At 74.2% G+C, this 24,942-nt stretch carries 25 protein-coding genes and 1 pseudogene; 9 read left to right on the top strand and 17 right to left on the bottom strand.

The features are described from left to right. Positions 1 to 48: 48 nt before the first annotated feature. Positions 49 to 1,221, bottom strand: coding sequence for an NADH:flavin oxidoreductase (locus LQ940_RS02035; RefSeq protein ID WP_231240840.1), 1,173 nt, complete (start codon positions 1,219 to 1,221; stop codon positions 49 to 51). Positions 1,222 to 1,297: 76 nt separating this feature from the next. On the opposite strand from LQ940_RS02035, the gene LQ940_RS02030 reads away from it, so the two are divergent. After that, on the top strand, positions 1,298 to 2,068 hold the full coding sequence (locus tag LQ940_RS02030; protein WP_231240841.1) for a putative protein N(5)-glutamine methyltransferase: 771 nt from the start codon (positions 1,298 to 1,300) through the stop codon (positions 2,066 to 2,068). Here LQ940_RS02030 and LQ940_RS02025 read toward each other — a convergent pair whose 3' ends face one another. Then, positions 2,069 to 4,327, bottom strand: a complete 2,259-nt coding sequence (locus LQ940_RS02025) for a SpoIIE family protein phosphatase (RefSeq protein WP_231240842.1) — start codon at positions 4,325 to 4,327, stop codon at positions 2,069 to 2,071. 176 nt (positions 4,328 to 4,503) lie between these two features. Between LQ940_RS02025 and LQ940_RS02020 the strand changes: the two are divergent. Beyond that, positions 4,504 to 5,132, top strand: a pseudogene (locus LQ940_RS02020) (NADPH-dependent F420 reductase). A 10-nt stretch (positions 5,133 to 5,142) separates the two neighbouring features. Here the strand turns inward: LQ940_RS02020 and LQ940_RS02015 are convergent. The 5 genes from LQ940_RS02015 to LQ940_RS01995 form a co-directional block, all read right to left on the bottom strand. Next, a complete protein-coding gene (locus LQ940_RS02015) occupies positions 5,143 to 5,526 on the bottom strand; it encodes an STAS domain-containing protein (protein ID WP_231240843.1) in 384 nt (127 codons plus the stop codon). A 111-nt stretch (positions 5,527 to 5,637) separates the two neighbouring features. Further along, on the bottom strand, positions 5,638 to 6,333 hold the full coding sequence (locus tag LQ940_RS21700) for an acyltransferase (protein WP_269217226.1): 696 nt from the start codon (positions 6,331 to 6,333) through the stop codon (positions 5,638 to 5,640). Next, entirely contained in the window at positions 6,330 to 7,580 is a 1,251-nt protein-coding gene (locus LQ940_RS02005; RefSeq protein ID WP_231240844.1) for an AGE family epimerase/isomerase, read from the bottom strand. Before LQ940_RS02005 ends, LQ940_RS21700 begins: the two co-directional genes overlap by 4 nt. Continuing rightward, positions 7,577 to 8,032, bottom strand: a complete 456-nt coding sequence (locus tag LQ940_RS02000) for an ImmA/IrrE family metallo-endopeptidase (RefSeq protein ID WP_231240845.1) — start codon at positions 8,030 to 8,032, stop codon at positions 7,577 to 7,579. Before LQ940_RS02000 ends, LQ940_RS02005 begins: the two co-directional genes overlap by 4 nt. A 33-nt stretch (positions 8,033 to 8,065) precedes the next feature. Further along, the gene (locus LQ940_RS01995) at positions 8,066 to 8,449 is read right to left on the bottom strand and encodes a hypothetical protein (RefSeq protein ID WP_231240846.1); all 384 of its coding nucleotides are present in this window, start codon (positions 8,447 to 8,449) and stop codon (positions 8,066 to 8,068) included. 209 nt (positions 8,450 to 8,658) lie between these two features. On the opposite strand from LQ940_RS01995, the gene LQ940_RS01990 reads away from it, so the two are divergent. From LQ940_RS01990 to LQ940_RS01970, 5 genes are read left to right on the top strand one after another with little or no spacing between them, the layout of a single operon-like run. Then, entirely contained in the window at positions 8,659 to 8,901 is a 243-nt protein-coding gene (locus tag LQ940_RS01990) for a helix-turn-helix domain-containing protein (protein WP_231240847.1), read from the top strand. Continuing rightward, positions 8,898 to 9,386: a hypothetical protein gene (locus tag LQ940_RS01985; RefSeq protein ID WP_231240848.1), complete on the top strand. Its 489-nt coding sequence runs from the start codon at positions 8,898 to 8,900 to the stop codon at positions 9,384 to 9,386. Before LQ940_RS01990 ends, LQ940_RS01985 begins: the two co-directional genes overlap by 4 nt. Continuing rightward, positions 9,383 to 10,129 carry an ABC transporter ATP-binding protein gene (locus LQ940_RS01980; RefSeq protein WP_231240849.1) on the top strand — a complete coding sequence of 249 codons (747 nt, stop codon included), beginning with the start codon at positions 9,383 to 9,385 and terminating at the stop codon, positions 10,127 to 10,129. Before LQ940_RS01985 ends, LQ940_RS01980 begins: the two co-directional genes overlap by 4 nt. Then, a complete protein-coding gene (locus LQ940_RS01975) occupies positions 10,126 to 11,394 on the top strand; it encodes a DUF7224 domain-containing protein (RefSeq protein ID WP_231240850.1) in 1,269 nt (422 codons plus the stop codon). The genes LQ940_RS01980 and LQ940_RS01975 overlap by 4 nt, the downstream gene beginning before the upstream one ends. Beyond that, positions 11,387 to 11,962 carry a hypothetical protein gene (locus LQ940_RS01970; RefSeq protein ID WP_231240851.1) on the top strand — a complete coding sequence of 192 codons (576 nt, stop codon included), beginning with the start codon at positions 11,387 to 11,389 and terminating at the stop codon, positions 11,960 to 11,962. Before LQ940_RS01975 ends, LQ940_RS01970 begins: the two co-directional genes overlap by 8 nt. Here LQ940_RS01970 and LQ940_RS01965 read toward each other — a convergent pair. Further along, positions 11,959 to 13,473 (bottom strand): flotillin family protein, encoded by a 1,515-nt coding sequence (locus tag LQ940_RS01965; protein WP_231240852.1) that lies wholly within the window; start codon positions 13,471 to 13,473, stop codon positions 11,959 to 11,961. The genes LQ940_RS01970 and LQ940_RS01965 overlap by 4 nt on opposite strands. Positions 13,474 to 13,495: 22 nt before the next feature. Continuing rightward, positions 13,496 to 13,996, bottom strand: a complete 501-nt coding sequence (locus LQ940_RS01960; RefSeq protein ID WP_231240853.1) for a hypothetical protein — start codon at positions 13,994 to 13,996, stop codon at positions 13,496 to 13,498. Positions 13,997 to 14,201: 205 nt separating this feature from the next. Here LQ940_RS01960 and LQ940_RS01955 point away from each other — a divergent pair, with 205 nt between their 5' ends. Both LQ940_RS01955 and LQ940_RS01950 read left to right on the top strand, forming a co-directional pair. Next, complete coding sequence (locus LQ940_RS01955; RefSeq protein ID WP_231240854.1) at positions 14,202 to 15,419, top strand: serine hydrolase domain-containing protein; 1,218 nt, start codon at positions 14,202 to 14,204, stop codon at positions 15,417 to 15,419. 74 nt (positions 15,420 to 15,493) lie between these two features. Then, entirely contained in the window at positions 15,494 to 17,131 is a 1,638-nt protein-coding gene (locus LQ940_RS01950) for an ABC-F family ATP-binding cassette domain-containing protein (protein WP_231240855.1), read from the top strand. Between the two features lie 52 nt (positions 17,132 to 17,183). On the opposite strand, the gene LQ940_RS01945 is transcribed toward LQ940_RS01950, so the two are convergent. The 8 genes from LQ940_RS01945 to LQ940_RS01910 all read right to left on the bottom strand — a co-directional run bounded on the left by LQ940_RS01945 (position 17,184) and on the right by LQ940_RS01910 (position 24,906). Further along, entirely contained in the window at positions 17,184 to 17,804 is a 621-nt protein-coding gene (locus tag LQ940_RS01945; protein WP_231240856.1) for a hypothetical protein, read from the bottom strand. Positions 17,805 to 17,882: 78 nt separating this feature from the next. Then, on the bottom strand, positions 17,883 to 19,277 hold the full coding sequence (locus LQ940_RS01940; RefSeq protein ID WP_231240857.1) for a nucleotide pyrophosphatase/phosphodiesterase family protein: 1,395 nt from the start codon (positions 19,275 to 19,277) through the stop codon (positions 17,883 to 17,885). 31 nt (positions 19,278 to 19,308) lie between these two features. After that, positions 19,309 to 20,517, bottom strand: a complete 1,209-nt coding sequence (eboE, locus tag LQ940_RS01935; protein WP_231240858.1) for a metabolite traffic protein EboE — start codon at positions 20,515 to 20,517, stop codon at positions 19,309 to 19,311. After that, complete coding sequence (locus LQ940_RS01930; protein WP_269214182.1) at positions 20,517 to 21,386, bottom strand: TatD family hydrolase; 870 nt, start codon at positions 21,384 to 21,386, stop codon at positions 20,517 to 20,519. Before LQ940_RS01930 ends, eboE begins: the two co-directional genes overlap by 1 nt. 1 nt (position 21,387) lies before the next feature. Continuing rightward, positions 21,388 to 22,029, bottom strand: coding sequence for an EboA domain-containing protein (locus tag LQ940_RS01925; protein ID WP_231240860.1), 642 nt, complete (start codon positions 22,027 to 22,029; stop codon positions 21,388 to 21,390). After that, positions 22,026 to 22,895, bottom strand: a complete 870-nt coding sequence (locus LQ940_RS01920; protein WP_231240861.1) for a sugar phosphate isomerase/epimerase family protein — start codon at positions 22,893 to 22,895, stop codon at positions 22,026 to 22,028. Before LQ940_RS01920 ends, LQ940_RS01925 begins: the two co-directional genes overlap by 4 nt. Beyond that, positions 22,892 to 23,776 carry an SCO3242 family prenyltransferase gene (locus LQ940_RS01915; protein ID WP_231240862.1) on the bottom strand — a complete coding sequence of 295 codons (885 nt, stop codon included), beginning with the start codon at positions 23,774 to 23,776 and terminating at the stop codon, positions 22,892 to 22,894. The genes LQ940_RS01920 and LQ940_RS01915 overlap by 4 nt, the downstream gene beginning before the upstream one ends. Next, the gene (locus LQ940_RS01910) at positions 23,773 to 24,906 is read right to left on the bottom strand and encodes an inositol-3-phosphate synthase (protein ID WP_231240863.1); all 1,134 of its coding nucleotides are present in this window, start codon (positions 24,904 to 24,906) and stop codon (positions 23,773 to 23,775) included. The genes LQ940_RS01915 and LQ940_RS01910 overlap by 4 nt, the downstream gene beginning before the upstream one ends. Between the last annotated feature and the right edge of the window lie 36 nt (positions 24,907 to 24,942).

The following is a 24,942-nucleotide window of genomic DNA, read 5'->3' as shown; positions in this document are numbered from 1 at the left end:
GTAAGGGCATGAGAGAGGTCGTCACAGTGAGTTACAAGCTGCTGCCGATCAGCCGCCCGCAACAACCGGGCAGCGGGTGCCGGAGTAGATGGTGGGCATGCAGCGGTTGCAGTGGATGCACACCCCGGCGCGCTGCCGGCCGGCTTGGAGCCGGTGGACGAGGTCGGGCTCGCGCAGGAGGGCGCGGCCCATGGCGACGAAGTCGAAGCCGTGCTCCATCGCGCGCTCCATCGTGTCCAGGCGGTTGATCCCGCCGAGGAGCATCAACGGCATCGACAGCTCGGAGCGCAACCGCAGCGCCTTGTCCCAGAAGTAGGCCTCGTGGAAGTCGTAGTGCTTCAGGAACCCGCGCCCGACGGGGGTGCGCATCCCCAGCCGGACCGGCAGCGGCATCGACGCCGCGAACTCCCGGAGCGGTACGTCCCCGCGGAAGAGGTACATCGGGTTCATCAGGGAGCTGCCGCCACTGAGCTGGAGCGCGTCCAGGTGGCCGTCGGCCTCCAGCATCCGCGCCAGCTCGAGACCGGCGTCCGTCGTGACGCCGCCCTTGAAGCCGTCACTCAGCGACACCTTCGCGGTGACCGCGACCTCGTCGCCGACCTCCTCGCGTACGGCGCGCGCCACCTGCCGCGCGAGACGGGCCCGGTTCTCCAGCGAGCCGCCCCAGCGGTCCTTGCGGCGGTTGAGCCCAGGAGCGAGGAAGGAGGAGATCAGGTAGCTGTGCGCCATGTGCAGCTCGAGCACGTCGAACCCGGCCGAGACCAGGCTCCGCGCGGTGGCGACGTACGCGCGGGTGACGCGGGTCAGGTCGGCCTCGGTCGCGGCCCGCACCATCTGCATCGACAGCGGGCTCGGCATCCGGCTCGCGCTGATCGCCTTGACCCCGTTGGACCGACCGTTGGCCACAGGCCCGGCATGCCCGACCTGCCCGGCGATCGCCGCCCCCGCACTGTGGATCGCGTCCGCGAGCCGCGCCAGGCCGGCGGCCGTGTCGGGGCCCACGACGATCTGCTCGGCGTGGGTGCGGCCCTCGGGCGCGACCGCGAGATACGCGACGGTCGTGAGCCCGACCCCGCCCTCCGCGACGGCGAGGTGGTAGTCGACCAGCCCGTCGCTCACCTGCCCCTGCGGCGATCGTCCCTCGAACGTCGCGGCCTTGACCGTGCGGTTGCGCAGGCGCACCGGCCCGAGCTGCGCGGGGCCGAACACGTCCGGGGTCACGTGGAAACCGTAACGCGTTCTAGTTTTCGCCGCATCGGCCCGGCGGCTCGGGCGGCGGTGGTGACACGATGCCCGCGTGCAGGACGACGCGCTCGACGCCATCACGGCCCGGCTGCGGGCCGCCGGATGCGTCTTCGCGGAGGACGAGGCGGCGCTGCTGGTCGCGCAGGCCGCGGACCACGACGACCTCGAGCGGATGCTGAGGGCTCGGGAGTCGGGACGGCCGCTCGAGCAGGTGCTGGGCTGGGCCGAGCTCGACGGACGGCGGTACGCCGTGGCGCCGGGGGTCTTCGTGCCCCGTCAGCGCAGCATGCTGCTGGTGCGGCTGGCCGCGGCCCGGCTGCGCCACGGTGCGGTGACGGTGGACCTCTGCTGCGGCACCGGCGCCCTGGGTGCCGCACTGCTGGCCCGCGAGCCCGGCCTGGACCTGCACGCCGCCGACCTCGACCCCGCGGCGGTGGCGTGCGCGCGCCGCAACCTCCCACCCGAGCGGGTCCACGCCGGAGACCTGTTCGAGGCACTGCCCGCCCGGATCCGGGGCCGCGCCGAGATCATCGTCGCCAATGCGCCCTACGTCCCGACCGGGGCGATCGCCTCGATGCCGCCCGAGGCCCGCGACCACGAGCACCGGCTCGCCCTCGACGGCGGCGCCGACGGCCTCGACGTCCAGCGCCGCCTGCTCGCCGCGGCCCCGGGCTGGCTCGCACCCGGGGGCATGATCCTGGTCGAGACCGGTCGCGACCAGGCGCCCGCCACGGTCGCGTTGGTGGCGGCCGCCGGGCTCGAGCCCCGCCTCCACGTCGACGACGAGCTCGGCGCCTGCGCGGTGGTCGGCCGGCGGGGCTGATCAGGTGCGGCGTACGGCCAGGACGGTGGTGTCGTCGGCCTCGGTGTCGCCCTGCATGGCCAGGACCCGGGCGAGCAGCGCCTCGAGCGGCTCGTCGGCTGTCGTGGCCGAGGTGATCGCGTGCAGCCGACCGGTGCGCTCGGCCATGTCCGAGCCTCGGCGCTCGATGAGCCCGTCGGTGTAGAGCAGCAGCGTCGAGCCCCTCGGCAGCTCCAGGTGGACCGGCTCGGCCCGCCCCTCGCCGACCCCCAGCAGCGGACGGACCTCGCCCTCGACCTCGACCACGCTGCCCGGTGCGGCGAGCAGCGGCGGCGGATGACCGGCGTTGGCGATCTCCGCCTCGCCGGTGACCACGTCGAGCACCACCACGACGGCCGTGGCGACGCGCACGTCGAGCAGCCCGTCCATCAGCCGGTCGAGGTGGTCGAGGCAGTCGCCGGGCGAATGGCCCTCGAACAGGTAGGCGCGCAGGGCAGTACGGAGCTGGGTCATCGCGGACGCGGCGGAGACACCGTGGCCGGCGACGTCGCCGATCACCAGGGCCAGCCGTCCGGGCGCCAGCTCGAAGGCGTCCCACCAGTCGCCGCCCAGCTGGTTGCTGGAGGCCGGCTCGTAGCTCGCCACCAGCTCCACCCCGTCGAAGTCCGGCGCGCGGTCGAGCACGACCTGGCGCTGCAGCGACTCCGCGAGCGCGATCTGCTCGCGCGAGCGCAGCAGGAGCAGCCCGTTGATGTGCCGCCCGAGGACGTCGGCGGCCTCGACCTCCCAGGGCGCCCAGACCTGGCTGTGGCCGCGCACGATCTGTCGCCACTGCTCGAAGGAGCGGCGGGGGCTCAGGCGCACGTGCGGACCCTCGGCCGCGGCGAGCTGCTTGTTGGTCGGGTCCCCGCCCCAGTCGACGACCCGCTCCAGCTCGGGACGCAGCCACATCAGCCAGCGCTCGGGCGACGCGCCGATGCGCAGTACGCCGGACGCGACCGGGGCGAGCTCGGCGAAACCCGGGTCGAGGGCCGCCAGGTGGCTGGTCTGGATCGCGTAGCGGTCGGGGTGGTCGGTGACGGCCGCCATGCGCTGCAGGGATGCCAGGTCGGGGACCTGCCCCCGCGTCCGCACGACGCCGTCGAAGTTCATGGCCAGCCCCGTGGCGTTCATCAGCGCGAGCAGCGCCGGGTCGGCGAGCATCGCGTCGAGGGGCGCCTCCGGGCTCGCCGAGACGCGTGCGGTGATCTCGGCGAGCAGGGACTGGGTCGCCAGCGCGGCCTCGCGGTCGTCGGCGCGCTCACGGTCGGCGATCATGGGCGACGCGACGTGCGCCAGGAACTCCGCGGCCGACCTGGCGTCCAGCGGCGGGCGATGCGGCCCCGAGTAGTGATGGCACGCCACGAGCCCCCAGAGCTCGCCGTCGACCACCAACGACACCGACATCGAGGCGGTGACCCCCATGTGCGAGAGGTACTCGACGTGCATCGGCGAGACGCTGCGCAGCGACGAGTGCGACAGGTCCAGCGGCGTGCCGGTGCCGGGGTCGAGGATCGGGGTCAGCGGCACCGGCACGTAGGAGATGTCAGCGATCAGCCGCAGCCAGTTGACCGTGTAGAGACGGCGAGCCTGGGCCGGGATGTCGCTGGCCGGGTAGTGCAGCCCGAGGAACGGGTTCAGGTCGGGGCGCCTCTCCTCGGCGACCACCTCGCCGTTCCACTCGTCGTCGAAGCGGTAGACCATCACCCGGTCGAACCCGGTCAGGGACCGGACCTCGCGGGCGATCTGTTCGGTGAGATCGGTGACCGTCGTCGACGCACCGAGCCGGGACATGGCGCTGCGCGCGGACTGGTAGGTCATCGGCGTCGCACGGGCGTGCTCCACCGCCTCGATCTCGACGACCACACGGGAGCCGGAGCGGTGCACCCGCAGGTCGCACTCCCGGCCCGCGAGCTCGCCCGCCGCCACCTCGTCGAGCCGGACGAGCAGCGGCTCGACCGGAAAGCCCTCCACGACGCGAAGCTCGACCTGCGCAGCAGCCTCCGGCCCCAGCACGTCGGCCAGCGGCCGACCCACGACGTCGTCGGCGGCGATCCCGAGCATGGCAGCGGCGTTCACCGACGCCATGACGACCTCGGCGGCGTCCTCGGTGAGCGCCAGCAGCACGCCGTGCGGCTGGATCGCGCCGGGCACGTGGATCGGCTCGGTGTCGCAGGTCGTGAGGTCGGTGGCGGCGTACGCCGGGGTGTGGTCGCCGGGGGGCGTCAGCGGCGTCGTCACCTGCGTAGAGCCACCCTTCCCGTCCGGTTCCGGCCACGTCGGTCGGTGGCGGCCTCAGTCTCCTCGATCCTCGCCCGGCACGACACCCCCGCACGGATGAGGTGCCGGGTCCGAGACCGCCGGAGCGGTCCGGATGCCAGGGGAAGGTCCTCGCGGCCCGCGCGGTTAGGACCGGCATGACCACCATCGGACTCATCGGCAGCGGACAAATCGGCACGGCCCTCGCGCGTCAGGCCGTGGCCCACGGCTACGACGTCGTGCTCTCCAACTCTCGCGGCCCGGAGACGCTCACCGACCTCGTGGCAGAGCTCGGGAGCGGGCACGGGCCGGCACCGCGGAGGAGGCGGCGAGGGAGGGCGACCTGGTCGTGGTCACGATCCCCTTCAAGAGCTACCGGCAGGTGCCGGTCGCACCTCTAGCCGGCAAGGTGGTCATCGACACCAACAACTACTACTTCGAGCGGGACGGCCGGTTCCCCGAGATCGACGAGGGCCGCACCAGCCCCACCGAGCTCCTCGCCGCGCACCTTCCGCACTCTCGCGTCGTCAAGGCGTTCAACGCCATCCAGGCCGCGCACATCGTCTCGGCGGCCAGGCCCGCCGGCGATCCGGGACGTCGGGCGGTCCCGATCGCGGGCGACGACGCCGAGGCCAAGCGGGTCGTGGCCTCGCTGGCCGACGACCTGGGCTTCGATGTCGTCGACGCCGGGCCGCTGTCCGAGGGCCGCCGCTTCGACCGCGACAAGCCGGCGTACGGCGCGGAGCTCGACGCCGAGGCGATGCGCGTGGCCGTCGCGGCCGGCTGACAGGGCGGCGCTAGGACGCGGACGGCTCGGGGGCCAGCGCCTCGTCGAGCGACCCGAAGCAGGGGAACACCCGGTCGAGCGAGGTGAGCGACAGCACGCGGGCCACCGGCGGGCTCGGTGCGACCAGGCCCAGCGAGCCGCGGAAGACCCGCGCCTGCTTGCGGGCGGCCACCAGGACCCCGAGGCCGGTGGAGTCCATGAAGGTGACGTCGCGCAGGTCCACCAGCACGTCGGTGTGCCCCGCCAGCATCAGCTCGCGCAGGCAGGTGCGGACCGCGCCGACCGAGGCCATGTCCACCTCGCCGCGCAGCGCGACGACCCGGTGCGCGCCGTGCTCCTCGACGCCGACGTCCAGGGGTGGCGGCGCCTGGGACCCGTGGGGCTGCTCGCCCATCTGTACCTCGTCTCGAGGCCGGCGCTCCCCGACGCGTACGGGGTGGACCGACCTCCTGTAGAGAGCCAGCCTGTCACGCCGCGCGCCGAATTTTGCCGTTTTGACGCCATCTCACCCGGCCGGGTGAGCCTGCGCGATGGGCGCCGACGAGCCGGGCGGGTGCCGGACCGGGCGGAGGTCGCCGCCGGGCGTCAGCCAGCCCAGGCCGGCCTCGTAGCGGCGCAGCACGCGCACCGGCGAACCGCCGACCACGGCGTGGTCCTCCACCGTGCCGCGGACGACGGAGCCGGCCGCGACGACGACGTTGCGGCCGATGACCGAGCCCGGCAGGATGATCGCGCCGTGGCCGATCCAGGACCCGGCCCCGACGACCACCGGCTGGTGCGCACCCAGCTGCCTCCCGATCGGCACGCCCAGCTCCTGGTAGCCGTGGCTGGCGTCGGAGACGAAGACGTCCTGCCCGAACCACACGTCGTCCTCGACGAGGATCGAGCTGTGCGCGGTGAGGCTCGTCCGGGCGCCGACCACGCAGCGGTCGCCGATGACCAGGCCGCGCTCGGGCAGGGCGCTGTCGCCGGGTCCGTAGCCCACCGACAGCGTCACGTGGCGCCCGATCAACGTGCGCTCGCCGACATGGATCGAGCGCACGCCCATCAGGGTGGCCGCCGGAAAGCCGATGCTGCTGCCCTCACCCAGGCGGCCGAACTCCTCGGCGGCACGGGTGCCGGGGACGATCTCTCCGGCCCGCTGCACCCGCTGCCACATGGCGTGCACGCAGGAGTTGGCCCACCGCTGGCGTCGTTTCACGCGCCGAGGCTAGCGGCGAGCGCCGCCGCGAACGACGGCGTGACCGGCAGCGTCGGCAGGAGCGCCGCCTGGTAGGCGTGGTAGACGTCCGGCTTGCCCGGCCAGGTCTCGCCGGAGGGGCGGTTGTGCCCGTCCAGCTCGTGGATCCAGGACCCTCTTCGGTGGTCGACCAGGCACCGGTCGATGTGCGCCCACCAGCTGTGCGACCGGTCGGTCCAGCGCTGCTCGCCGGTGACCCGGTGCAGCACCTCCGCGGTGTTGACGGCCTCGGCGGCCACCCAGTGCATGCGGGCGTGCACGACGGGCACCCCCTCCCAGTCGGTGGTGTAGACGAACCCCTCCGCCCCGTCGGCGGCCCAGCCGTCGGTCACCGCGCGGTCGGCGAGCGCCGTCGCGGCCTCGAGCAGCCCCGCCGGAGCCGCCTCGCCCAGCGACTCCCGCGCCGCCACCATCAGCCGGGCCCACTCCAGGCCATGCCCGACGGTGGCGCCGTAGGGCTGGAACGGGTGCGCGGGGACGTCGCGGTGGTGCTCGAGCAGGGGGCGCCAGCGCGTGTCGAAGTGCTCCGGGATGCGCCACCGGTTGGCACCGGACCAGCCGGCGACGCGGGCGGCGATGCGGCCAGCGCGCTCGTGCCAGCGGGCCTCGCCGGTGACGTCGCCCGCGGCGAGCAGCGCCTCGACGGTGTGCATGTTGGCATTGACACCGCGGTAGGGGTCGAGCTCGGTCCAGGCGCGGTCCCACCGGTCGACCACCAGCCCGTCCTCCTCGCGCCAGAACCGCCGGTCCAGGCAGTCCAGCGCGTCGCGCAGGAGCTCGTCGGCGCCGGCGATGCCGGCCACGGCGGCCGAGCTCGCGGCCAGCACGACGAACGCGTGGCCGTAGGCCTGCTTGCTCGCATCGACCACCTCGTCCTCCCCGCTCTGCCCGACGGCGGCGAACCATCCGCCATGCTCCCCGTCGGCGAAGGCGGTGCGCAGCGCGCCGACGCCGTGCCCGGTCAGGGACCGGAGGTCCTCGACGTTCGGTCCGCCGGCCGCGGGGGGCTCCGCGGCCAGCAGACCCAGCGCGAACACGTGGGTCATGCGGCAGGTGATCCAGAGCTCGACCGGCCGCGCGGGGTCCACCGCCCCGTCGGCGTCGAGGTAGCCGAAGCCACGGGCGGTCCGGGAGCCGCGCGCGAAGCGGAGCAGATCGGCGCGCTGGGCCGCGAGGTACGACGCGGAGCCGGGGGCGTGGTCGGTCATGGCTCCTGAGGGTAGGCCCGGGCCGGCTCCTCCAGCCCCTCGCACGAGGCCCGGACCCGGGTGAGCTCCTCGCGCTCGGCGGCGGTGAGGTGGTGCAGGCGGATCCGGACCATGTCCTCGTCGGCCCAGAGCTCGACGGCCTGCTCGACCAGGTGGTCGCTCCACCTCACCGCCTCGACCAGGTCCGGCAGGGTGATGATCCGCCGCGCGGCGAGCCGCTCGACCTCACGCTCTTCGGGGTCCCCCGGTCCGCACGGCGTCCCTCGCTCCAGGTGCACGAGCTCGTGGGTGAGCGTGGAGCGCCGCTCGTCCTGGAGCAGGCTGGGACACAGCGTGATCACCCGGGTCCGGAGGTCGACGAGGCCGACGTTGCCCTCGCCCGGGTCGTCGTAGACCACCGTCACGTCCGGGTGCCGGGCCACCGCCCGCCACGGATGCCACCTGTCCGTCATGCCCCGCGACCGTAGCGAGGCCCACCGACACGCTCAGGCCTCAGCGCGGTCCTGGGTGGGCCGGGTCGCCGCGTCGTCCTGCTCCTCGCGCAGCCGGCGCCCACGGGAGGCGCCCGCCCGTGCCGCGGTCGGCGCCTCCGCCCGGTCGCTCGCCGGGTCGCTCGCCCGCGCGCGGGCGACCTCGGCCGGGAGGTACTCGGCGCTCACCAGCAGCGCCCGTACGAGGTCCTCGTAGTCCACTCGCAGGGTGTCGGCCAGGGCGACGACGACGTCGACCCTCGGCAGCGCCGGGACCCCGCGGGCTCGCCACGCCGTGAACGTCCCGTGGTTGAGTCGCGCCTTGCGCTGCACCGCGGCCTCGGTGGCGCCCGTGTCGTCGCAGTAGTGCTGCAGCAGCTCCCAGAACGTGGCGGGCACGGTCGCGAGCACCCCTTCCGGTGGCGGGCTGAGGAAAAGCGTCTACCGCCGATTGTGCCCGAGAGGCCGCCGGTTGCGGCTGAACTCGCCCGTCGCCGAAGATGATCGTCTACCTGGAGTAGATCGATGATCTACAGATGATTGACAGCGTCCCTGCGGCGGGTCACCATTCGAGCGCCCCTAGAGGACCCACTGCGGAGGACAGTGACATGCAGCTCGGCTCGCCGGAGATGCTCGCCGCGACCATCAGACGACGCGGTCTCTCGCTTGCCGACCTGGCTCGCCAGTGCGGGTGCAGCAAGTCGATGGTCGGCCACCTGGTGACCGGTCACAAGACGACCTGCACGCCCGACCTGGCCGAGCGCATCGCCAGCGCGCTCGACGTCCCCCTCGAGCTCCTCTTCGACGCACCGCCCGAACACCCCTACTCGGAAAGCAGGTACCACCGATGACGCACCTCCTCGCGAGGCTGGACCGACCCCTCATCGCCGCCGGGCTCCTGAGCGCCCTGGTCGTGAGCTCCGCACCGGCCGCGCACGCCGCCTCGTACGACTGGCACTCCCGGTCCAAGCCGCTGAAGGCCTGGGAGGACGACGTCGCCCAGGCGCTGGCCTACGGTACGTCCTACACCAAGGACGGGTTCCTCAAGAACCACACCTACTACCGCGACCCGCGCAGCGGCGGCGACAAGGTCTACACCGAGACCGGCTACACCTACCGCGAGCCCTCCCAGGGCGGGGAGTCCTGGAGCGGCAACGGCCCGAGCGACCAGAGCCCCCGCAACAGCTCGGGCGACTGGGTCGACCAGTACGACCGGGACGACTACTCCGAGCACAACGACGCCAGCCAGGCCCGGGTCCACTCGAAGGTCTGCGAGGACCAGGCGTGGAGTCCCGATGCGTGCAGCCGGAGGCCGTACTTCACCTTCGCCCTGTGAGCGCGCCCGGCCTGCGCGCCCGACAGCTGGCCTGTCGCTACCCGCCGTCGAGCGTCGACGTCGTCGACATCGACGAGCTGAGCCTCGGCTCCGGAGTCACCGGCCTGGTGGGCGTCAACGGGGCGGGCAAGACCACGCTGCTCCTGGCGCTGGCCGGTGCCCGGCGGCCGCAGGGCGGCACCGTCACCCTCGACGGGGTCGACGTCTACGGCCGACACCGGCGCGAGCTGGTGGGCCGGATCGGCCTGATGCCCCAGGAGCTCGACCTGCCGCGCGAGCTGCGGGTGGCCGACGCCCTGTCCTACGTGAGCTGGCTGCGCGGCGTCCCGAGACGCGTGGCCGGCTCCCGCGAGCCGGAGCTGTTGGCGCTGGTGGGGCTCCAGCAGCGCCGGCGGGAGCGGGTGGGGCGGCTCTCCGGGGGCATGCGACGACGTCTGGTCCTGGCCACCGCGCTGGTGACCGCGCCACAGGTGCTGCTCCTGGACGAGCCGACCACGGGCCTGGACCCCGAGCAGCGCGCCCAGCTTCGCCGGCTGCTCATGGATCTGCCCGGTGCGACCGTCACGGTGCTCAGCAGCCACGTGATGGAGGACGTGGAGCGGATGTCCACCCGCATCGTCGTGCTCGACGCCGGGCGGGTGGTGCACCACGGCGACACCGCGAGGTTCGTGGAGGAGCGCGGTGGCCCCGACCGCTCGGCCGAGCTCGCCTTCCTCAGCACCCTCGCCCGGGAGCGGGCGTGAGCCGCGGGCTCACCTGGCTGGGCGGCCCGCGGGTCGCGACGGTCCTGGTCGCGGTCCTCGTGGCCCTCGGGCTCGTGCCGACCCTGAGCCGCGGCGCCGACTGGCTCGGCTCCTGGAAGATGGCGCTCGGCGCCGGCCTGTTCGGCTTGACCCTCATCGGGCCTGCGGCGTCCGGGATCGCCTGCGCCGTCTACGCGCGCTTCGCCGGCTCGGGCGCCGAGCGGCTCGTGGCGATCGGCCCGCGTCCCTGGTGGCCGTGGCTGCGCCCCGCTCTCGCGACCTGGTCGCTCGCGGCCGCCGCGCTGCTCGCGATCACCCTCGCCACCACGACGGCGTCCTGGCTCGCCGGCAGCGTCGCGTACCCCGAGACCGCCTGGGTGGTCGTGCCGGCACTGTGCGTCCTCGCCGCCCAGGTGGCCGTCGGCGTCCTGCTCGGCGCGACCGGGCGACGCCGGTGGCTGGCACCCGTGGCGGCCGTGGCCACCTTCGGCCTCGGCGTGCTCGGCGCCGTCGGCGTCATCGCGGACATCTTCCGGGTGGGCGCCATCACCGGCTCCTACGCCGGCGAGACGTTCGACGCCTCGACGTACGCACTGCAGGCGGGAGCCGCCCTCGGCGCCGCCGCGGGGCTGCTCCTGCTGTCCAACCGCACCGCCGTGGGCGGCGCACCGCTCCCGCGCGCGGTGGTGCTCGCCTGCGTGCTGGGCGGGGCCGGCTGCTACGTCGCGATGGGGCAGGGCCTGCACGAGTTCACCCGACCCGTGGCCGACCCGCAGCTGGTGTGCCGCGGCACCACCGTCCGGGTGTGCCTGGCGCGAGAGACGACGCGTCCCCTCGACGACCTGGCCGCCCGGATGGAGCGGCAGGCGGCCGCGCTCACCGACCTGGGACTCGACCTGCCACCTCGCTTCGTCCAGCCCGAGGCCGCCCGGGATCCCGACCCGGCGCACGGCGTGCTCTCCCTGCTCGACGAGGAGCTCGCGGACACCGTCAGTGACGAGAGTGCCGCCAGGTCGCTGGCCACCCCGGCGGACTGCGCCGCCTACAGCGCCGACATCCCGCCACCCGAGGCGTCCTTCGACGCACGACGGCTGCTCGCGCGCTGGCTGCTGATGCGCGCCGGGCTGCTCGAGCCCGACCTCGACGACGTCGACGGGGCCTGGCTGGGCGCCGGGCTGGACGAGCAGCGCTCCTGGGTGGTCAGCACCTACGACCGGCTGCGACGGTGCGACCTCGAGGCGCTCCGGCTGCCCGCCGGTGTCTAGGGTCCGCGCGGTCCTGCGGGCGTGGGGCGTCTCGCGCACGCTGCTGTTCGCGGCGCTGCTGTCGGCTGCGGCCCAGCTCGCGGCGGCCACGTACGTCGGGCTGCCCTCCTTCGAGGCAGCCATCCCGACGCTCGACCTGGTGCCTCCGGCCGCGGGACTGCTGCTGGCCGCACCGCTCGTCGACCAGACGCGCGAGCTGACGCTGCGCTCCACCCGGCCGCTCGCCCTGCTGCTCGTGCTGCGCTACGGCGCGGTGCAGTGCGCCGGAGCCGTCGTCCTCACCTCCTTGGCGCTGACGGCGTGGACGCTCGAGCGCGCCGGTGTGGTCGTGCTGTTCCTGGCCGGCAGCGCGGTGGCCGTCGCCGCCCTCGGCAGCTGGTACTGGGTGCCGGTGCTGGGCGCGGGCTACGCCTGGCTGTGGCGGGTGCAGGACCTGCGCGACCTCGCGGACGCCGACGTACCGCTGCTGGCCGCAGCGGCCGGACTCGGGCTCGGAGGTCTCGTCTACGTCGCAGCGGTCGGCTACCGGCTGCGCCGGGTGCGCTGTCCGCCTGGTCATCAGAGCTAGCGCGACTCCGCCACTGCCCCGTCGACCTCCAGGCCGCTGCCCTCGGCGGCCTTGCTGATCGACTTCTTGATCAGGGCCTCGAGGTCGAGCCCGGTCGAGGTCTTGAGCATGTTCAGCGTCTGCACCACGTTGTCGTTCACCTGGCGGGGCAGCGCGCCGGCGCCGTCGGAGGAGATCACGGTGAGCTGGTCGATGGCGGCGATGGGCGCGGCCACCTCGCGGGCGATCTGAGGCAGCACCTCGATCAGCATCTGGAGCACGGCGGCGTCGTTGTAGTGGGCGAACGCCTCGGCCCGCTTGTCCATCGCCTCTGCCTCCGCCTGGCCGACCGCCAGGGTCGCGGCCGCGGTGGCCTCACCCTCGGCACGGGTCGCGTCGGCCTCCGCCGTACGGCGGGCCTTCTCGGCCTCACCGCGCTTGGCGCCCTCGATGGCCTCCGCCTCGGCGAGTGCGGAGCGACGCGACTTCTCGGCCTCGCCGCTGAGGCGCGTCTGCTCGGCCGTCGCCTCGGCGGCGGCGATCGTGGCGGCTCGTCCGGCCTCGGCGCGGGCGATCTCGGCGGACCGGTTGGCCTCGGCCTCTTGCTCCACCTTGTAGCGCGCGGCGTCGGCCGGCTTGCGCACCTCGGTCTCGAGCTGACGCTCGGTCAGCGCGGCCTGACGGACGGCGACCTTCTCCTGCTCGAGCAGGATCGCCTGGTCGCGGTCGGCCTGGGCGAGCGGCCCGGCCGCGGACGCGGTCGCCGCGGCCGCGTCGGTCTCGGCCTTGATCTCGGACTGCTTGAGCGCCAGTGCCCGCTGGGCGATCGCGATCTCCTGCTCGGCGGCGATCGACGCCTGCTCGGCCGCCTGGCGCGCGTTGGCCTCGGCGATGCGGGCGGCCTGGCTCACCCGAGCCGCCTCCGGCCGGCCGAGGTCGGCGAGGTAGCTGCCGTCGTCGGTGACGTCCTGGATCTGGAAGGTGTCGAGGATCAGGCCCTGTCCGGTCAGGGAGTTCTCCGACTCGTCGGCCACGCGCTGCGCGAACGCCGCCCGGTCGCGGATGATCTGCTCCACGGTGAGGCCACCGACGATCGAGCGGAGCGCGCCGGCGAGCACCTCCTGGGTGAACGCCTCGACGTCCTCCTGCTGGCTGAGGAAGCGCTGCGCGGCCAGCCGGATCTGGTCCGCGTTGCCGCCGACCTTGACGATCGCGACCCCCTCGACGTTCAGCTTGATGCCCTGACCGGACACGGCGCCCCGGATCTGCACCGAGATCCGGCGCGAGGAGAGATCGAGGGTCGCGAGCTTCTGCACGAACGGGATGACGAACGTGCCGCCGCCGAGGATGACCTTCTGGCCCGACAGGTCGGTCGTGAGCGCCCCGGTCTCGGGGTTGAGGACCGCCTTGCCCTTGCGGCCGGTGACGATGAACGCCTGGTTGGGCCCGGCGACCTTGTAGCGGCTCGTGACGAGCAGGACGAGCAGCACGACCAGCAGGACGAGGCCGCCGATGGGGATCCAGAGGTCCATGTTCACTTCTACCTTTCTCAGGTCAGCCGAGGGGCTGCCAGACCGGCGCCACGGTGACGGCGGTGGGCGAGAGCACGCTGGTCACATGGACCTCGGTGCCGGGGGCGAGCGGTTGGTCGCAGCGGGCGTTGAGCCGCAGGGTGTGCCCGCCGACGAGGATGTTGACGACGCCGAAGCCGTCGGCAGGGATGCCGGTGACGACCTTGCCGTCGCGCCCGATCGTGTCGTCGATGGTGATCGTGGCGTCGCTGCCGCCGTCGCGGATCAGCCGGGTGAGCCAGTAGGCGAACCAGCCGAAGCCCACGCCGGCCACCAGCCCGATCGGGACCGCGACGAGCGTCGGCGCCCCGGCCGCGTCGGCGGCGGCGCCGCCGAAGCCGGTGGCGGCGACGAAGGCGCCCAGGACGGCGCTGGAGAAGACGTCGCCGGCCAGCGCGTCGAAGGCGCCGTCGAAGAGGTCACCGACGACCAAGGAGATCCCGAGCACGACGAGCCCGACCAGCCCGATCACCAGAAAGGTCACTCGTCAGCTCCCGTGGACGCCCTGCCCCGCTGCTCGCGGGAGGACAGCATCCCCCCAGACCTGCGCGCTGGCAAACCAGGGACGCCGACTCCGCGGGGTGGAGCCAGCTATACCCCCAACCGGGGGGCACGCCGGATGGGAAGGCGGCCGCGGCAGCGGCAACGTGGGAGACACCACCCCTTCCACACCTTTGGATGTGATGTCGATGAAGTCGATCCTCCCCCGCCTCGGACTGGCCGTGCTGGCCGCGAGCCTGTCCTTCGGCGCCCTCGCGCCGGGAGTCGGCTCCGCGGCCCCCGCGGCTGCCCCCGACACCCAGCAGGCCGATCCCCGGCAGGCCGACCCCCCGCAAGCCAAGCAGCGGGCCACCGATGCCGTGATCCAGCGCCATCTGGACCGCCTCGTCTCGCGCACCGGCTTCCCGGGGGCCACGGTCGTGGTCAAGGGGCGTGACGGCAAGGTACGCACCTACCGCTCCGGTGCCGGCGACCTGACCACGGAGGCCCCGATGCCGCGCCGGCCCGTCGTACGGATCGGGAGCAACGCCAAGATGTTCACCGCGACGGTCGTGCTGCAGCTCGCCGCCGAGGGACTGGTCGACCTGGATGCCCGGGTCGAGCGCTACCTGCCGGGTCTGGTCCGGCGCAATGGCAACGACGGACGCAAGATCACCGTGCGGCAGCTGCTCCAGCAGAGAAGCGGACTGCCCGACTACGACCACCAGCTCCTCGAGGCCGCCGGCACCCTGCGCAAGCTCTCCCGCACCTACTACGAGCCCCATGAGCTCGTCGACGCCGCGCTCGCGGAGCGCCGCGTCTTCAAGCCCGGGACCCGGTGGGCCTACAGCAACACCAACTACATCCTCCTGGGCCTGCTCGCACAGCGCGTGACCGGGCGACCCATCAGCGAGCTCGTGACCCAGCGGATCATCAAGCCGATCGGGCTGAAGGACACCTACTGGCCGACACCGGGGGTCCAGCGGATCCGCGGCGTCCACCCGCGCGGGTACCTCGCCGACGGGCCGGGCGGCACCTGGCGCGACTCGACCCGGATCGACCCGTCCATGGGCTGGTCGGCCGGCCAGCTCATCGGGACCCCGCAGGACATCGGCCGCTTCATGGAGAAGCTCATGAGCGGCGACCTGCTGCCGCCCGCCCAGCTGAAGGAGATGAGGCAGACCGTCCGGGCACCGAGGTTCGACGCGAAGCCCGGCTGGCGCTACGGGCTGGGCCTGGCCTCCCACCGCCTGACGTGCGGCGGGCTCGGCTGGGGCCATGGAGGCGACATCCAGGGCTTCCAGACGCGCAACCTGGTGACCAACGACGGCCGCTGGGCGGTCGTGGCGGCCAACGGCCTCGCGACCACCCTGGAGATGGTGGGCGACGTCAGCGCCATGGTCGACACGGCGCTCTGCCGCTCCTGAGCCCACCTCCGGCGACCGCGGGCCCGCACCGGGCCCGCGGTCGTCTGCGTGCGCCGCCGCCCTAGGATCACGAGGTGAGTGCCACCCTGGTCGCCAAGGCCCTGTCCGGAGGGCACGCGCACCGGACCCTGTTCGAGGGCCTCGACCTCACCGTCGCGCCCGGCGACGTGGTCGGGGTCGTGGGGGCCAACGGAGCGGGCAAGACCACCCTGCTGCGACTCCTGGCCGGCCAGGCCACGCCACTGGCCGGCACCGTGTCGACGGCACCGTCGGACGCCTTCGTCGGCTGGCTCCCCCAGGAGCACGAGCGGGTGCCCGGGGAGACGGTCGGCCAGTACCTGGCCCGTCGTACCGGAGCCGCCGCGGCCGCCGAGACGATGGAGGCCACCGCGGCGGCGCTCGGGTCGGGCGAGCCCGGCGCCGACGACGCCTACGCCGTGGCGCTGGATCACTGGCTCGCGTCGGGCGCCCCCGACCTCGAGGAGCGGATCCCGGCCGTGCTGGGCGACCTGCGTCTCGACGTCGGGACCGAGGCGCTCATGACCTCGCTGTCCGGCGGTCAGGCGGCCCGGGTCGGCCTGGCGGCGCTGCTGCTGAGCCGGTTCGACGTCGTGCTGCTGGACGAGCCGACCAACGACCTGGACCTGGACGGCCTCGAGCGGCTGGAGCGGCTGGTCACGGGGATGCGTGCCGGGATCGTCCTGGTCTCCCACGACCGGGAGTTCCTCGCCCGGTGCGTCACCCGCGTCGTCGAGCTCGACCTCGCCCAGCAGCAGGTGCGGGTCTACGACGGCGGCTACGACGCGTTCCTCGAGGAGCGCGACGTCGTGCGCCGCCACGCGCGCGAGGCCTACGAGCAGTTCGCCGGCACCAAGGCCGACCTCGTGGCGCGGGCCCGCACGCAGCGCGAGTGGAGCTCCCAAGGCGTGCGCAACGCCATGAAGAAGAGCCCGGACAACGACAAGATCCGGCGTCGCGCGCAGAGCGAGTCGTCGGAGAAGCAGGGCCAGAAGGTCCGGCAGATGGAGTCGCGCATCGCCCGTCTGGAGGAGGTCGAGGAGCCGCGCAAGGAGTGGGAGCTGCGCTTCGAGATCGCCGCGGCGCCTCGCTCCAGCACGGTGGTCGCCACCTTGGACCAGGCCGTGGTGCGACGCGGCGACTTCGTGCTCGGGCCGGTCTCGGCGCAGGTCAGCGCCGGCGACCGGATCGGCATCACCGGGCCCAACGGGGCCGGCAAGACCACCCTCCTGGGGCTGCTGCTCGGGGAGGTGTCACCCGACAGCGGGCGGGCCTCCCGCGGGGCCTCCCTCGCCGTGGGCCAGATCGACCAGGCCCGGGCCGTGCTTCCCGAGGACACCACGCTCGGCGAGGCCTTCGAGGCCGCGGTGCCCGATCTCGCGCCGGCCGACGTACGGACCCTGCTGGCGAAGTTCGGGCTCAAGGCCGACCAGGTCGCCAGCCTCGTGGGCCGCCTCTCCCCCGGCGAGCGCACCCGCGCCGCCATGGCGCTCCTCCAGGCGCGGGCGGTCAACGTGCTCGTCCTCGACGAGCCCACCAACCACCTGGACCTGCCCGCCATCGAGCAGCTCGAGAAGGCGCTGGCCGCCTACGACGGCGCGCTGCTGCTGGTCTCCCACGACCGGCGCCTGCTCGACAACGTCAGCCTCGACCAGCGCTGGCACGTCGACGCCGGCACGGTGACCGTGCGCTGACGCCGCGGCGACCGGCGCGGCGGCGGGGCGGCGAGCTGCTCCTCGGCAGCGCTCAGCCCGGCGACCCGGTCGCCGACGGGCTGCGTCCCATCACCGACACGGAGGGCTCCTCGTCCCCGAGGGCCAGCGTGTGCCGAAGCGCCAGCCGCTCGACCCGCACTCGGGTCTGGCGCAGGTCGACGCCGGGGGACGCCACCGCTTCGAGCGTGCCCGCGAAGAGGTACTCGACACTCTCGACGCCGGGCACCCGCTGGGCCTCCACCAACAGCTCGGCCGCGTCGACGAGCCGGTCCTGACTGTCGTCGTCGCCGGGGCAGGCCAGCGGGGTCGAGTAGTCGCCCAGCGCGAAGCCGAAGCTGACCTCGGCGTTGGCCTCCGGCGCGAAGGCGCACACCTGCTCGGCGACGGCGGCCATCGCGCTGAGGTAGTCCTCCGGCCCGAGCAGGTCGGGATCCAGGGCAGCGATCGTCACGCCCAGTGAGCCGGCGAAGGGCAACGAGTTCTCGGCGCGCTCCACGACCGCCTCATAGCCGTCGACGGGATGCTGGTCCATGAACGCCCGGAACTCCGCCGCGGCCGCATCACCCGCGTCCGGGTCCCCGCAGCCGGCGGTCAGCGCCGCGATCGCCACGAGGGCGGTGACCGCCGGGATCAGACGGCGGCGGCTCGACACCTGCGCAGCCTAGGTCACCACCTGCCCGGCCGCCGCCCCGCTGACGTACGGCCGCCCGATCGCGGAGCGGGGCGGGCGCTACGACACCGTCGAGCGCACCGGCGCCTCGGTGCCCAGGCCGGCCAGCTCGATGAGCAGGTCTCGGACCGCGGTCGCAGCAAGCCGGTCGGGAAGGACGCCAGGCCGGTCGCAGAGCACCATCGGCGCATCCTGGTCGCGCGAGGGAAGCCGACCGTGGGTGCCCCGCACCGGGGCGGGGTCGAGCGGCACCACCTTCATGGCGTAGCGCAGGCCGGCCGCCTTGCGGGCCAGCGTGAGCGCTGCTCGCGCCTTGACCATGCGGTCCTCGGGGTCGAAGAAGAGCTCGGCGGGGTCGTAGCCCGGCTTGCGGTGGATGTCGACGCCCCGGGCGAAGTCGGGCGCCCGGTCGTCGTCGTCCCAGTAGTAGTAGGTGAACCAGGCCGTCGGGTCGGCGACCAGCACCAGCTCGCCGGCCCGCTCGTGGTCGAGGCCCACCTCGGCCTGCCCGGCCCGGTCGAGCACGTCGGCCACGCCGTCCAGTCCCGTGCACACCGACCGGACCCGCTCGAGGTCGGCCGGGTCGGCGACGTAGACGTGGGCCACCTGGTGGTCGGCGACGGCGAAGGCCCGCGAGGTCCACGGGTCGAGGTACTCCATGCCGTCCTGGGTATAGACCTCGAGCAGGCCGGCCGCCCGCAGCGCCCGGTTGACGTCGACGGGGGTGTCGGCGCTCGTGATGCCGTACTCCGACAAGACGACGACCCGCGCGCCGAGCGCGGCCGCGTCGTCGAGCAGCGGCGCCAGCGCCGCGTCGACGTCGCGGGCCGCCTGTCGTGCCTGCGGAGCGTCGGGCCCAAAGCGCTGCAGGTCGTAGTCGAGGTGCGGGAGGTAGGCCAGCGTGAGGTCGGCCCGGGGCATCAGCCGGCGCGCGGCGCCCACGATCCACTCGGTGGAGCGGATGGAGGCGGTCGGACCCCAGTACTGGAACAGCGGGAACGCGCCGAGCTCACCGACCAGCTCGTCGTGCAGCTCGGGCGGGCGCGTGTAGCAGTCGGGTGCCTTCTTGCCGTCGGCGTAGTAGATGGGCCGCGGGGTCACGGTCCAGTCGGTCGTGGCGCCCATGGCGTACCACCAGCAGACGTTGGCGACGGTGTAGCCGGGGACGCGGCGGCGAATGGTGTCCCACACCTTCTCGCCCTGCACGAGCCGGTTGTGCTGGCGCCACAGGTGGACCTCCCCGAGGTCGCGGAAGTACCAGCCGTTGCCGACGATGCCGTGCTCCGCGGGGGTGAGCCCGGTGAGGAACGTCGACTGCACGCTGCAGGTGACGGCGGGCAGGACCGGCTCGAGGACCGCCGCCGATCCGCCCTCCGCGAGGCGGCGCAGCCGCGGCATGTGCTGGAGCAGGGACGGGGTGAGGCCGACGACGTCGGCGACGAGCAGCTTCTCCATGGGGTCCTCCGGATGGGGTGTCTCGGCGCGGTCAGATGGGGTCGAGGCCGAGGGCGACGAGCTCGGCGTGCACCCAGGCGAGCTCGGCCGCGAGCCCGGCGGCCAGGGCGTCGTCGTCGACCGGTGCGCCGCCGGGCAGGACCGACCAGGTGTAGGTCTCGACCTCGAGGTGGTCCACGTGTGCGGCGGGGCCGCCGAGGAGCGCCGCGAGGGAGGTGCGCAGGTCGTCCCGCCCGGTGCGCAACGGGGGCTGCGGGTCGGCGTGCACCGGCACGTGGAAGTGCACCCGCCACGGCGCGTCCGTGGCCAGGGGATCGGGCCCCTGAAGGGCGTCGGGCAGGTCGTCGCGGGCCGCGACCGTGCCCACCCCGCCGGCGCCCACGGGGCGGGCCTGCCGTACCTGGTGGAGGAACCGGTCCTCGGCGTACGACGCGAGCGCGTGGCGCGACGCCTGGTCGGCGGGGTCGTCGACGACCAGGGCCGAGGCCGGCTGGGCCTTGACCACGCGCAGCCCGGCGGCCGCGAGGACGCCGAGAGCCCGGGCGGCGTCGTCGAACCCCACCGCGAGGTGGCACAGGTCCAGGCAGACGCCGACCCACTCACGGTCGACCGCGGCGAGCCGCTCGGCGGCCTGCTCGACGGTCTCGATGACGCACCCGGGCTCGGGCTCGATGCCGACCACGACCCGCCGTCCGGTCTCGTCGGCGAGCCGGGCCAGGCCCGTGGCGAGCTCGGCGAGGCGGCCCTCGGCGGCCCGCTGGTCCTCGGGCGACCACGGCGCGTGCCAGGCCAGCGGGAGCGTCGAGATCGACCCGTGGTCGGCGTCGCCGGGGAGCAGCCCGGCCAGCACGCGCGCGGCGGCCAGGGTGAAGTCGAGCCGCTCCTGCGTCGCCCACGTCGGGTGGTAGACCGCGTGCTTGACGACCGGGTCCTGGAACGCCGCGAAGGGGAACGCGTTGACGGTGACCACCTCGACGCCGTGGTCGGCCAGCCGCGACCGCACGCGACGTACGCCGCCGGGGTCGGCGGCGAGCCGGTGCGCCGCGGCCGCGGGCAGCCAGAGGCCGAGGCCCACGACGCCGCCGGGCGGGGTGCCTGCGGGCACGGCATCCAGGACGCGACGGATCCTCTCGCCGGCGCCGACCGCCTGGGCGACCAGGCCCTCGACGTCCTCGGCGCGCAGCACGTTGGTGCCGTAGCCCAGGTGGACCACGGTGCCGTCCGGATGCCGCAGTCGCATCAGCTGGCCCGCGGACCGCGCAGCACCGAGTTGCCCTCGAAGGTCGAGGTCGGGTCGGCGGCCGGGGCCTCGCCCTCCGGCAGGAGCAGCCGGCCGCTCTGCGCGAAGAACTCGACCGGGTTGCGCCACAGCACGCGGTCGACGTCGTCCTCGGTGAAGCCGGCCCCGAGCATCCCCTCCCCGGTCCGGCGCGTGAGCAGGGGGTCGCTGCGCCCCCAGTCGGCCGCCGAGTTGACCAGCACGCGGTCCAGGCCGTGGTCCTGCAGGATGCGCACCATCCGGTCGGGGTCCATCTTGGTGTCGGGGTAGATGGAGAAGCCCATCCAGCAGCCACTGGCCTGGACCGGGCCGACGGTCAGCTCGTTGAGATGGTCGACGACGACCCTCCCCGGGTCGAGCGAGGACTCCTCGACCAGCTCCAGGGTGCGACGGGTGCCGCCCTCCTTGTCCCGGTGGGGGGTGTGCACCATCGCCGGGAGCTCGAACTCCACGGCCAGCGCGAGCTGGCGGCGGAAGGCCTCCTCCTCGGCGTCGGTCATCGAGTCGAAGCCGATCTCGCCGACCGCGACCACGCCGTCCTTGGCCAGGTAGCGGGGCAGGACGTCGAGGACGTCGGCGCAGCGGGGGTCGTTGGCCTCCTTGGGGTTGAGCGCGATCGTGCAGTGGTGGGCGATGCCGAACTGTCCGGCCCGGAACCGCTCCCAGCCGACCAGGGCGTCGAAGTAGTCGGTGAACGAGCCCACGCTGGTCCGCGGCTGCCCGAGCCAGAAGGCCGGCTCGACCACGGCCCGCACCCCGGCGGCGTACATGCGCTCGTAGTCGTCGGTGGTCCGCGAGGTCATGTGGATGTGAGGGTCGAAGATCCGCAACTCAGGCCTCCTGGGCGGTGGTCGAGGTGATCAGGTCCAGCAGCATGAGGGCGTCGTCGGGGACCGGGCGACCGGCAGCTCGGCGCTCGTCGACGTAGCGCCGCACCATGGCGGCCAGCTCGTCGTCCGCGCGGGTGGCGAGCCCGGCGACGCCGGCCAGGGGGACGCCGACGAAGAGGCACTTCAGGACGCCGTGGCGCCAGTCGTGGATGGAGAGGCGGTCGGCGTGCGGCCCCATGGCGGCGGCGACGAGCCGGACGTCGTTGGTGCGCAGCGCGTCGAGCAGTACGTCGGAGCCGTCGACCTCCCGGTCGTCGACGGCTCCCAGCGCGAGCAGCACGGCGCGCTTCTCGTCCGCGTCGCCGTAGCGGTAGACCGCCTGCAGCTCGGCGAGGAGGTCGGGTGGCGAGAGCCGCGACGCGGCAGCGGCGACCAGCTCGACCCGAACGGCGTCCTCGACGCGATGGTCGGTCCCCGCGATCTGGCCACGGGCCGTGCGCCGGGCCGCCGCGGGGAAGAGCCGGCCCAGCCTCGACGGCTCCTCGACCAGGTCGACCAGCATGTCGTCGAGCGCCTCCACCGCGTCGGGCAGCAGGGCCGCCCGCAGCTCGGCGGCGCGCAGGAGCGGGCGCACGGACGTCATCGCGCGCTCCCTCCTGCCGATGCCGGTGAGCCGATCCGCTCCAGCGACGAGCTCAGCGCGGCCATGGTGGAGGCGGCCACGGTCGGTGCGGCGTGGGAGTGGCGCGGCAGCTCGACGCAGGCGAGGCCGTCGTAGCCGACCGCCACGAGGGCGCCGAGGACGTCGTCGAGGTCGAGCTCGCCGGTCCCGAGCTCGAGGTGCTCGTGGACGTCGCGCACCATGTCGTCGACCTGCACGTTGCCGAGCACGGGCGCCGCGCGACGCACGGTCTCGGCAGGGGTGCGCGGCTCGTTGCAGACCAGGTGGCCGAGGTCCAGGGTGACCTGCAGGTGCTCGGGGTCGCCGAACCGCGACCGCAGAGCCAGCACGTCGTCGAGGGTCGCGAGGAACATGCCAGGCTCCGGCTCGACGCAGACCGTGACGCCGAGGGCGGCGGCGTCGTCGAGCACCGGTCCGAGGCCGTCGACGACCCGGCGCCACAGCACCGACGCGCCGACGCCCGGCGGCGCCGTGCCCGACCAGCACGAGACCGCCTCGGAGCCCAGCTCGTGGGCGATGCGCACCGCGCGGCGCAGCAGCTCGACCCGGCGTTCGCGGCCGTCGTCGCTGACCAGGGTCGGCTCGTGCTTGTGCCAGGGGTCGAGCACGTAGCGGGAGCCGGTCTCGACCACGGAGGCCAGTCCGTGCGCCTCGAGACACCGCCGGGCGTGGGCGACCTGCGGCGGCAGGTCGCCGAACGGATCGAGGTGTGGCTGGTCGAGGGTCAGCCCCACGCCCTGGTAGCCGAGGGAGGCCACGACGGCACAGGCGTCGGCGAGGCGATGCCCGGCGAAGCCGTTGAGGCCGTAGCCCAGACGCAGGCTCACGTGGGGCTCACCGCCCGCGCCACCCGGCGCAGCAGCTGGCCGGCGCCGGCCACGGCGAGCGCCGTGGGGACCTGCCCACGGGCCGCGAGCCACCCGGCCTGCAGCAGCGTGAGCCCCCCGATGCCCGCGGCCGTCGCCGCGCGCACGCGCGGTCCGTCCGGCGTGGCGACCGCCCGCGCCTGCGCGCCACCGACGCGGGCGACGTACGCCGCGGCGAGGCCGATGGCCGCCCACCGGTCGCGTGGTCGGGCGTCGGCGTCGCTCAGCGTCGTCGTCACGAGCAGGGCGGCCGCGGCGCCGGTGGCCGCGAGCGCCGCCCCTACGCTCGCCGGACCCGAGCCGTGCACCTCGCCGCGGCTGAGCAGGGTGACGCCCGCGGTGTGCACCGTGGTCGCGAGGGCCGGGGCGGCTGCCGCGCCCGGAGCCGCCGCCGCGCCGAGCAGGACGTCGAGGCCGCGGGTCGAGGCCATGACCAGCGGGCCGAGCGGCGAGTCCTTGGCCAGGAGGTCGTAGGTCGCCACGAGGGCGGCGAGAGGCACGCTGAGCCGCAGGGCGCGGCGGCCTCCGACGGCGCCCGTCACGCCGATGCCGGCGGCGCCGAGGGCCGCCGCGAAGCCGAGAGCCGTCGACGGAGCGACCCGCCCGGACGGGATGACCCGCTCGGGCCGCTCGACCGCGTCGACGGCGCGGTCGGCCCAGTCGTTGAGCGCCATCCCCGAGCAGTACAGGAGCACCGAGGCGAGCGGCATCGCACCGGCTCTGCGCAGTGGGTCGTCCCCGAGCCAGGCCGCGCCGGACCAGACGTCGCCGGGGACCGTGAGCGAGGCGGGCAGCCGCACCAGCCGGACCAGGTCGCGCGCCGAGGGCTGCGAGGCGTTCACGAGGCCAGCCCGCGGCGCCAGGCGACGAGGTCGCGCCACTGCTCGGCCAGCCGGTGCTCGGTGCTGCCCACCGGGTCCTTGAAGAAGAAGCCCAGCTCCACGAGCGCACCGGACCGGCCGGCCGCATGGGCCGCCGCGGTCAGGCGCGCCAGGTCGAGCACCAGCGGTGCGGCCAGCGCCGAGTCGCAGCCCTGCCAGGTGAACTGCAGGGTCATCCGGGTGCCGAGGAAGCCGTCGAAGCGCACGTGGTCCCACGCGGTCTTCCACTCCCCCAGGTCCTCGACCTGGTCGATGTGCATCGGCCCGGGGACCGCCCGCCCGGCCATGGCGTCGAGTCCGCTGCGCTTGGTCTCGGTCTTGCTGCGGGCGGCCTCGGGGTCGGCCAGCGTGGCCCCGTCGCCGCCACCCAGGAGGTTGACCGAGGCCCACGAGCGCAGCTCGAGGGCCCGGACGGCGAACATCGGCGCGAGCGCCGACTTCAGCAGCGTCTCACCGGTCTTGCCGTCGGAGCCCGCGTAGGGCAGGCCGGTGCGCCCGGCCGCCTCGAGGACCACGGGCAGCCGCAGGCACGGGCTGGGGGTGAACGACACGAACGGCGCCCCGGCCGCGAACGCGGCGAGGGCGTAGACCGCGCCGATGGGCAGGGCGTCGTCCACGCTGCGTACGTCGTCGGGCGCCTCGACCGGCGCCTGGGTGCTGGCCACCTCGATCACGACCACCCGGGCCAGCCGATGCCGCTCGCGGAAGGACCGGATGTCGGCCGCGAGGCGCGCGATCGCCGCCGGCACCGCCTCGCCACCCGCGGCGTAGCCGGGTCGCAGCGCGGCCTCGACCTCGCCGAGGTCGCTGCTCACGGCGTCGACGAGCCGCCCAGGCACGACCCCGCCGGACACCAGCGCCTCGGTCTTCTTGGCCAGTGACCGCGAGCTGACGTCGTGGCCACCGAAGACCAGTCCGGCGACGTCGGGAAGGCCGACCGGATCGAGCTCGGCCAGCTCGGTCACGAGGCCGGTCGTCGGCACGAGCCGGTGCCGGATCCCGAGCGCGCCGATCACCGCCGTCGTCGCGACGGAGCCGCGGGCCCCGACGAACCAGACGCCGGTGCGGCTGCCGGCTGGGTCCCTCGTCATGTCTGCTCCCTGGGTCGGTGGGTCGTGGTGGCGGTG

It is taken from the genome of Nocardioides sp. cx-173, from assembly GCF_021117365.1.
Lineage (GTDB): Bacteria > Actinomycetota > Actinomycetes > Propionibacteriales > Nocardioidaceae > Nocardioides.
The sequence above is the reverse complement of the archived record's forward strand: the minus strand, read 5'-3'. Positions and strand labels throughout refer to the sequence as shown.

What these genes read in the sequence shown, in the direction of transcription:
- LQ940_RS01965 (WP_231240852.1), bottom strand. Translation starts at nt 13,473, where the DNA reads ATGGACCTCTGGATCCCCATCGGCGGCCTCGTCCTGCTGGTCGTGCTG.
- LQ940_RS01985 (WP_231240848.1), top strand. Translation starts at nt 8,898, where the DNA reads ATGACGCACCTCCTCGCGAGGCTGGACCGACCCCTCATCGCCGCCGGG.
- LQ940_RS01955 (WP_231240854.1), top strand. Translation starts at nt 14,202, where the DNA reads ATGAAGTCGATCCTCCCCCGCCTCGGACTGGCCGTGCTGGCCGCGAGC.
- LQ940_RS01990 (WP_231240847.1), top strand. Translation starts at nt 8,659, where the DNA reads ATGCAGCTCGGCTCGCCGGAGATGCTCGCCGCGACCATCAGACGACGC.
- LQ940_RS02005 (WP_231240844.1), bottom strand. Translation starts at nt 7,580, where the DNA reads ATGACCGACCACGCCCCCGGCTCCGCGTCGTACCTCGCGGCCCAGCGC.
- LQ940_RS02000 (WP_231240845.1), bottom strand. Translation starts at nt 8,032, where the DNA reads ATGACGGACAGGTGGCATCCGTGGCGGGCGGTGGCCCGGCACCCGGAC.
- LQ940_RS01910 (WP_231240863.1), bottom strand. Translation starts at nt 24,906, where the DNA reads ATGACGAGGGACCCAGCCGGCAGCCGCACCGGCGTCTGGTTCGTCGGG.
- LQ940_RS01940 (WP_231240857.1), bottom strand. Translation starts at nt 19,277, where the DNA reads ATGGAGAAGCTGCTCGTCGCCGACGTCGTCGGCCTCACCCCGTCCCTG.
- LQ940_RS02015 (WP_231240843.1), bottom strand. Translation starts at nt 5,526, where the DNA reads ATGGGCGAGCAGCCCCACGGGTCCCAGGCGCCGCCACCCCTGGACGTC.
- LQ940_RS01925 (WP_231240860.1), bottom strand. Translation starts at nt 22,029, where the DNA reads ATGACGTCCGTGCGCCCGCTCCTGCGCGCCGCCGAGCTGCGGGCGGCC.
- eboE (WP_231240858.1), bottom strand. Translation starts at nt 20,517, where the DNA reads ATGCGACTGCGGCATCCGGACGGCACCGTGGTCCACCTGGGCTACGGC.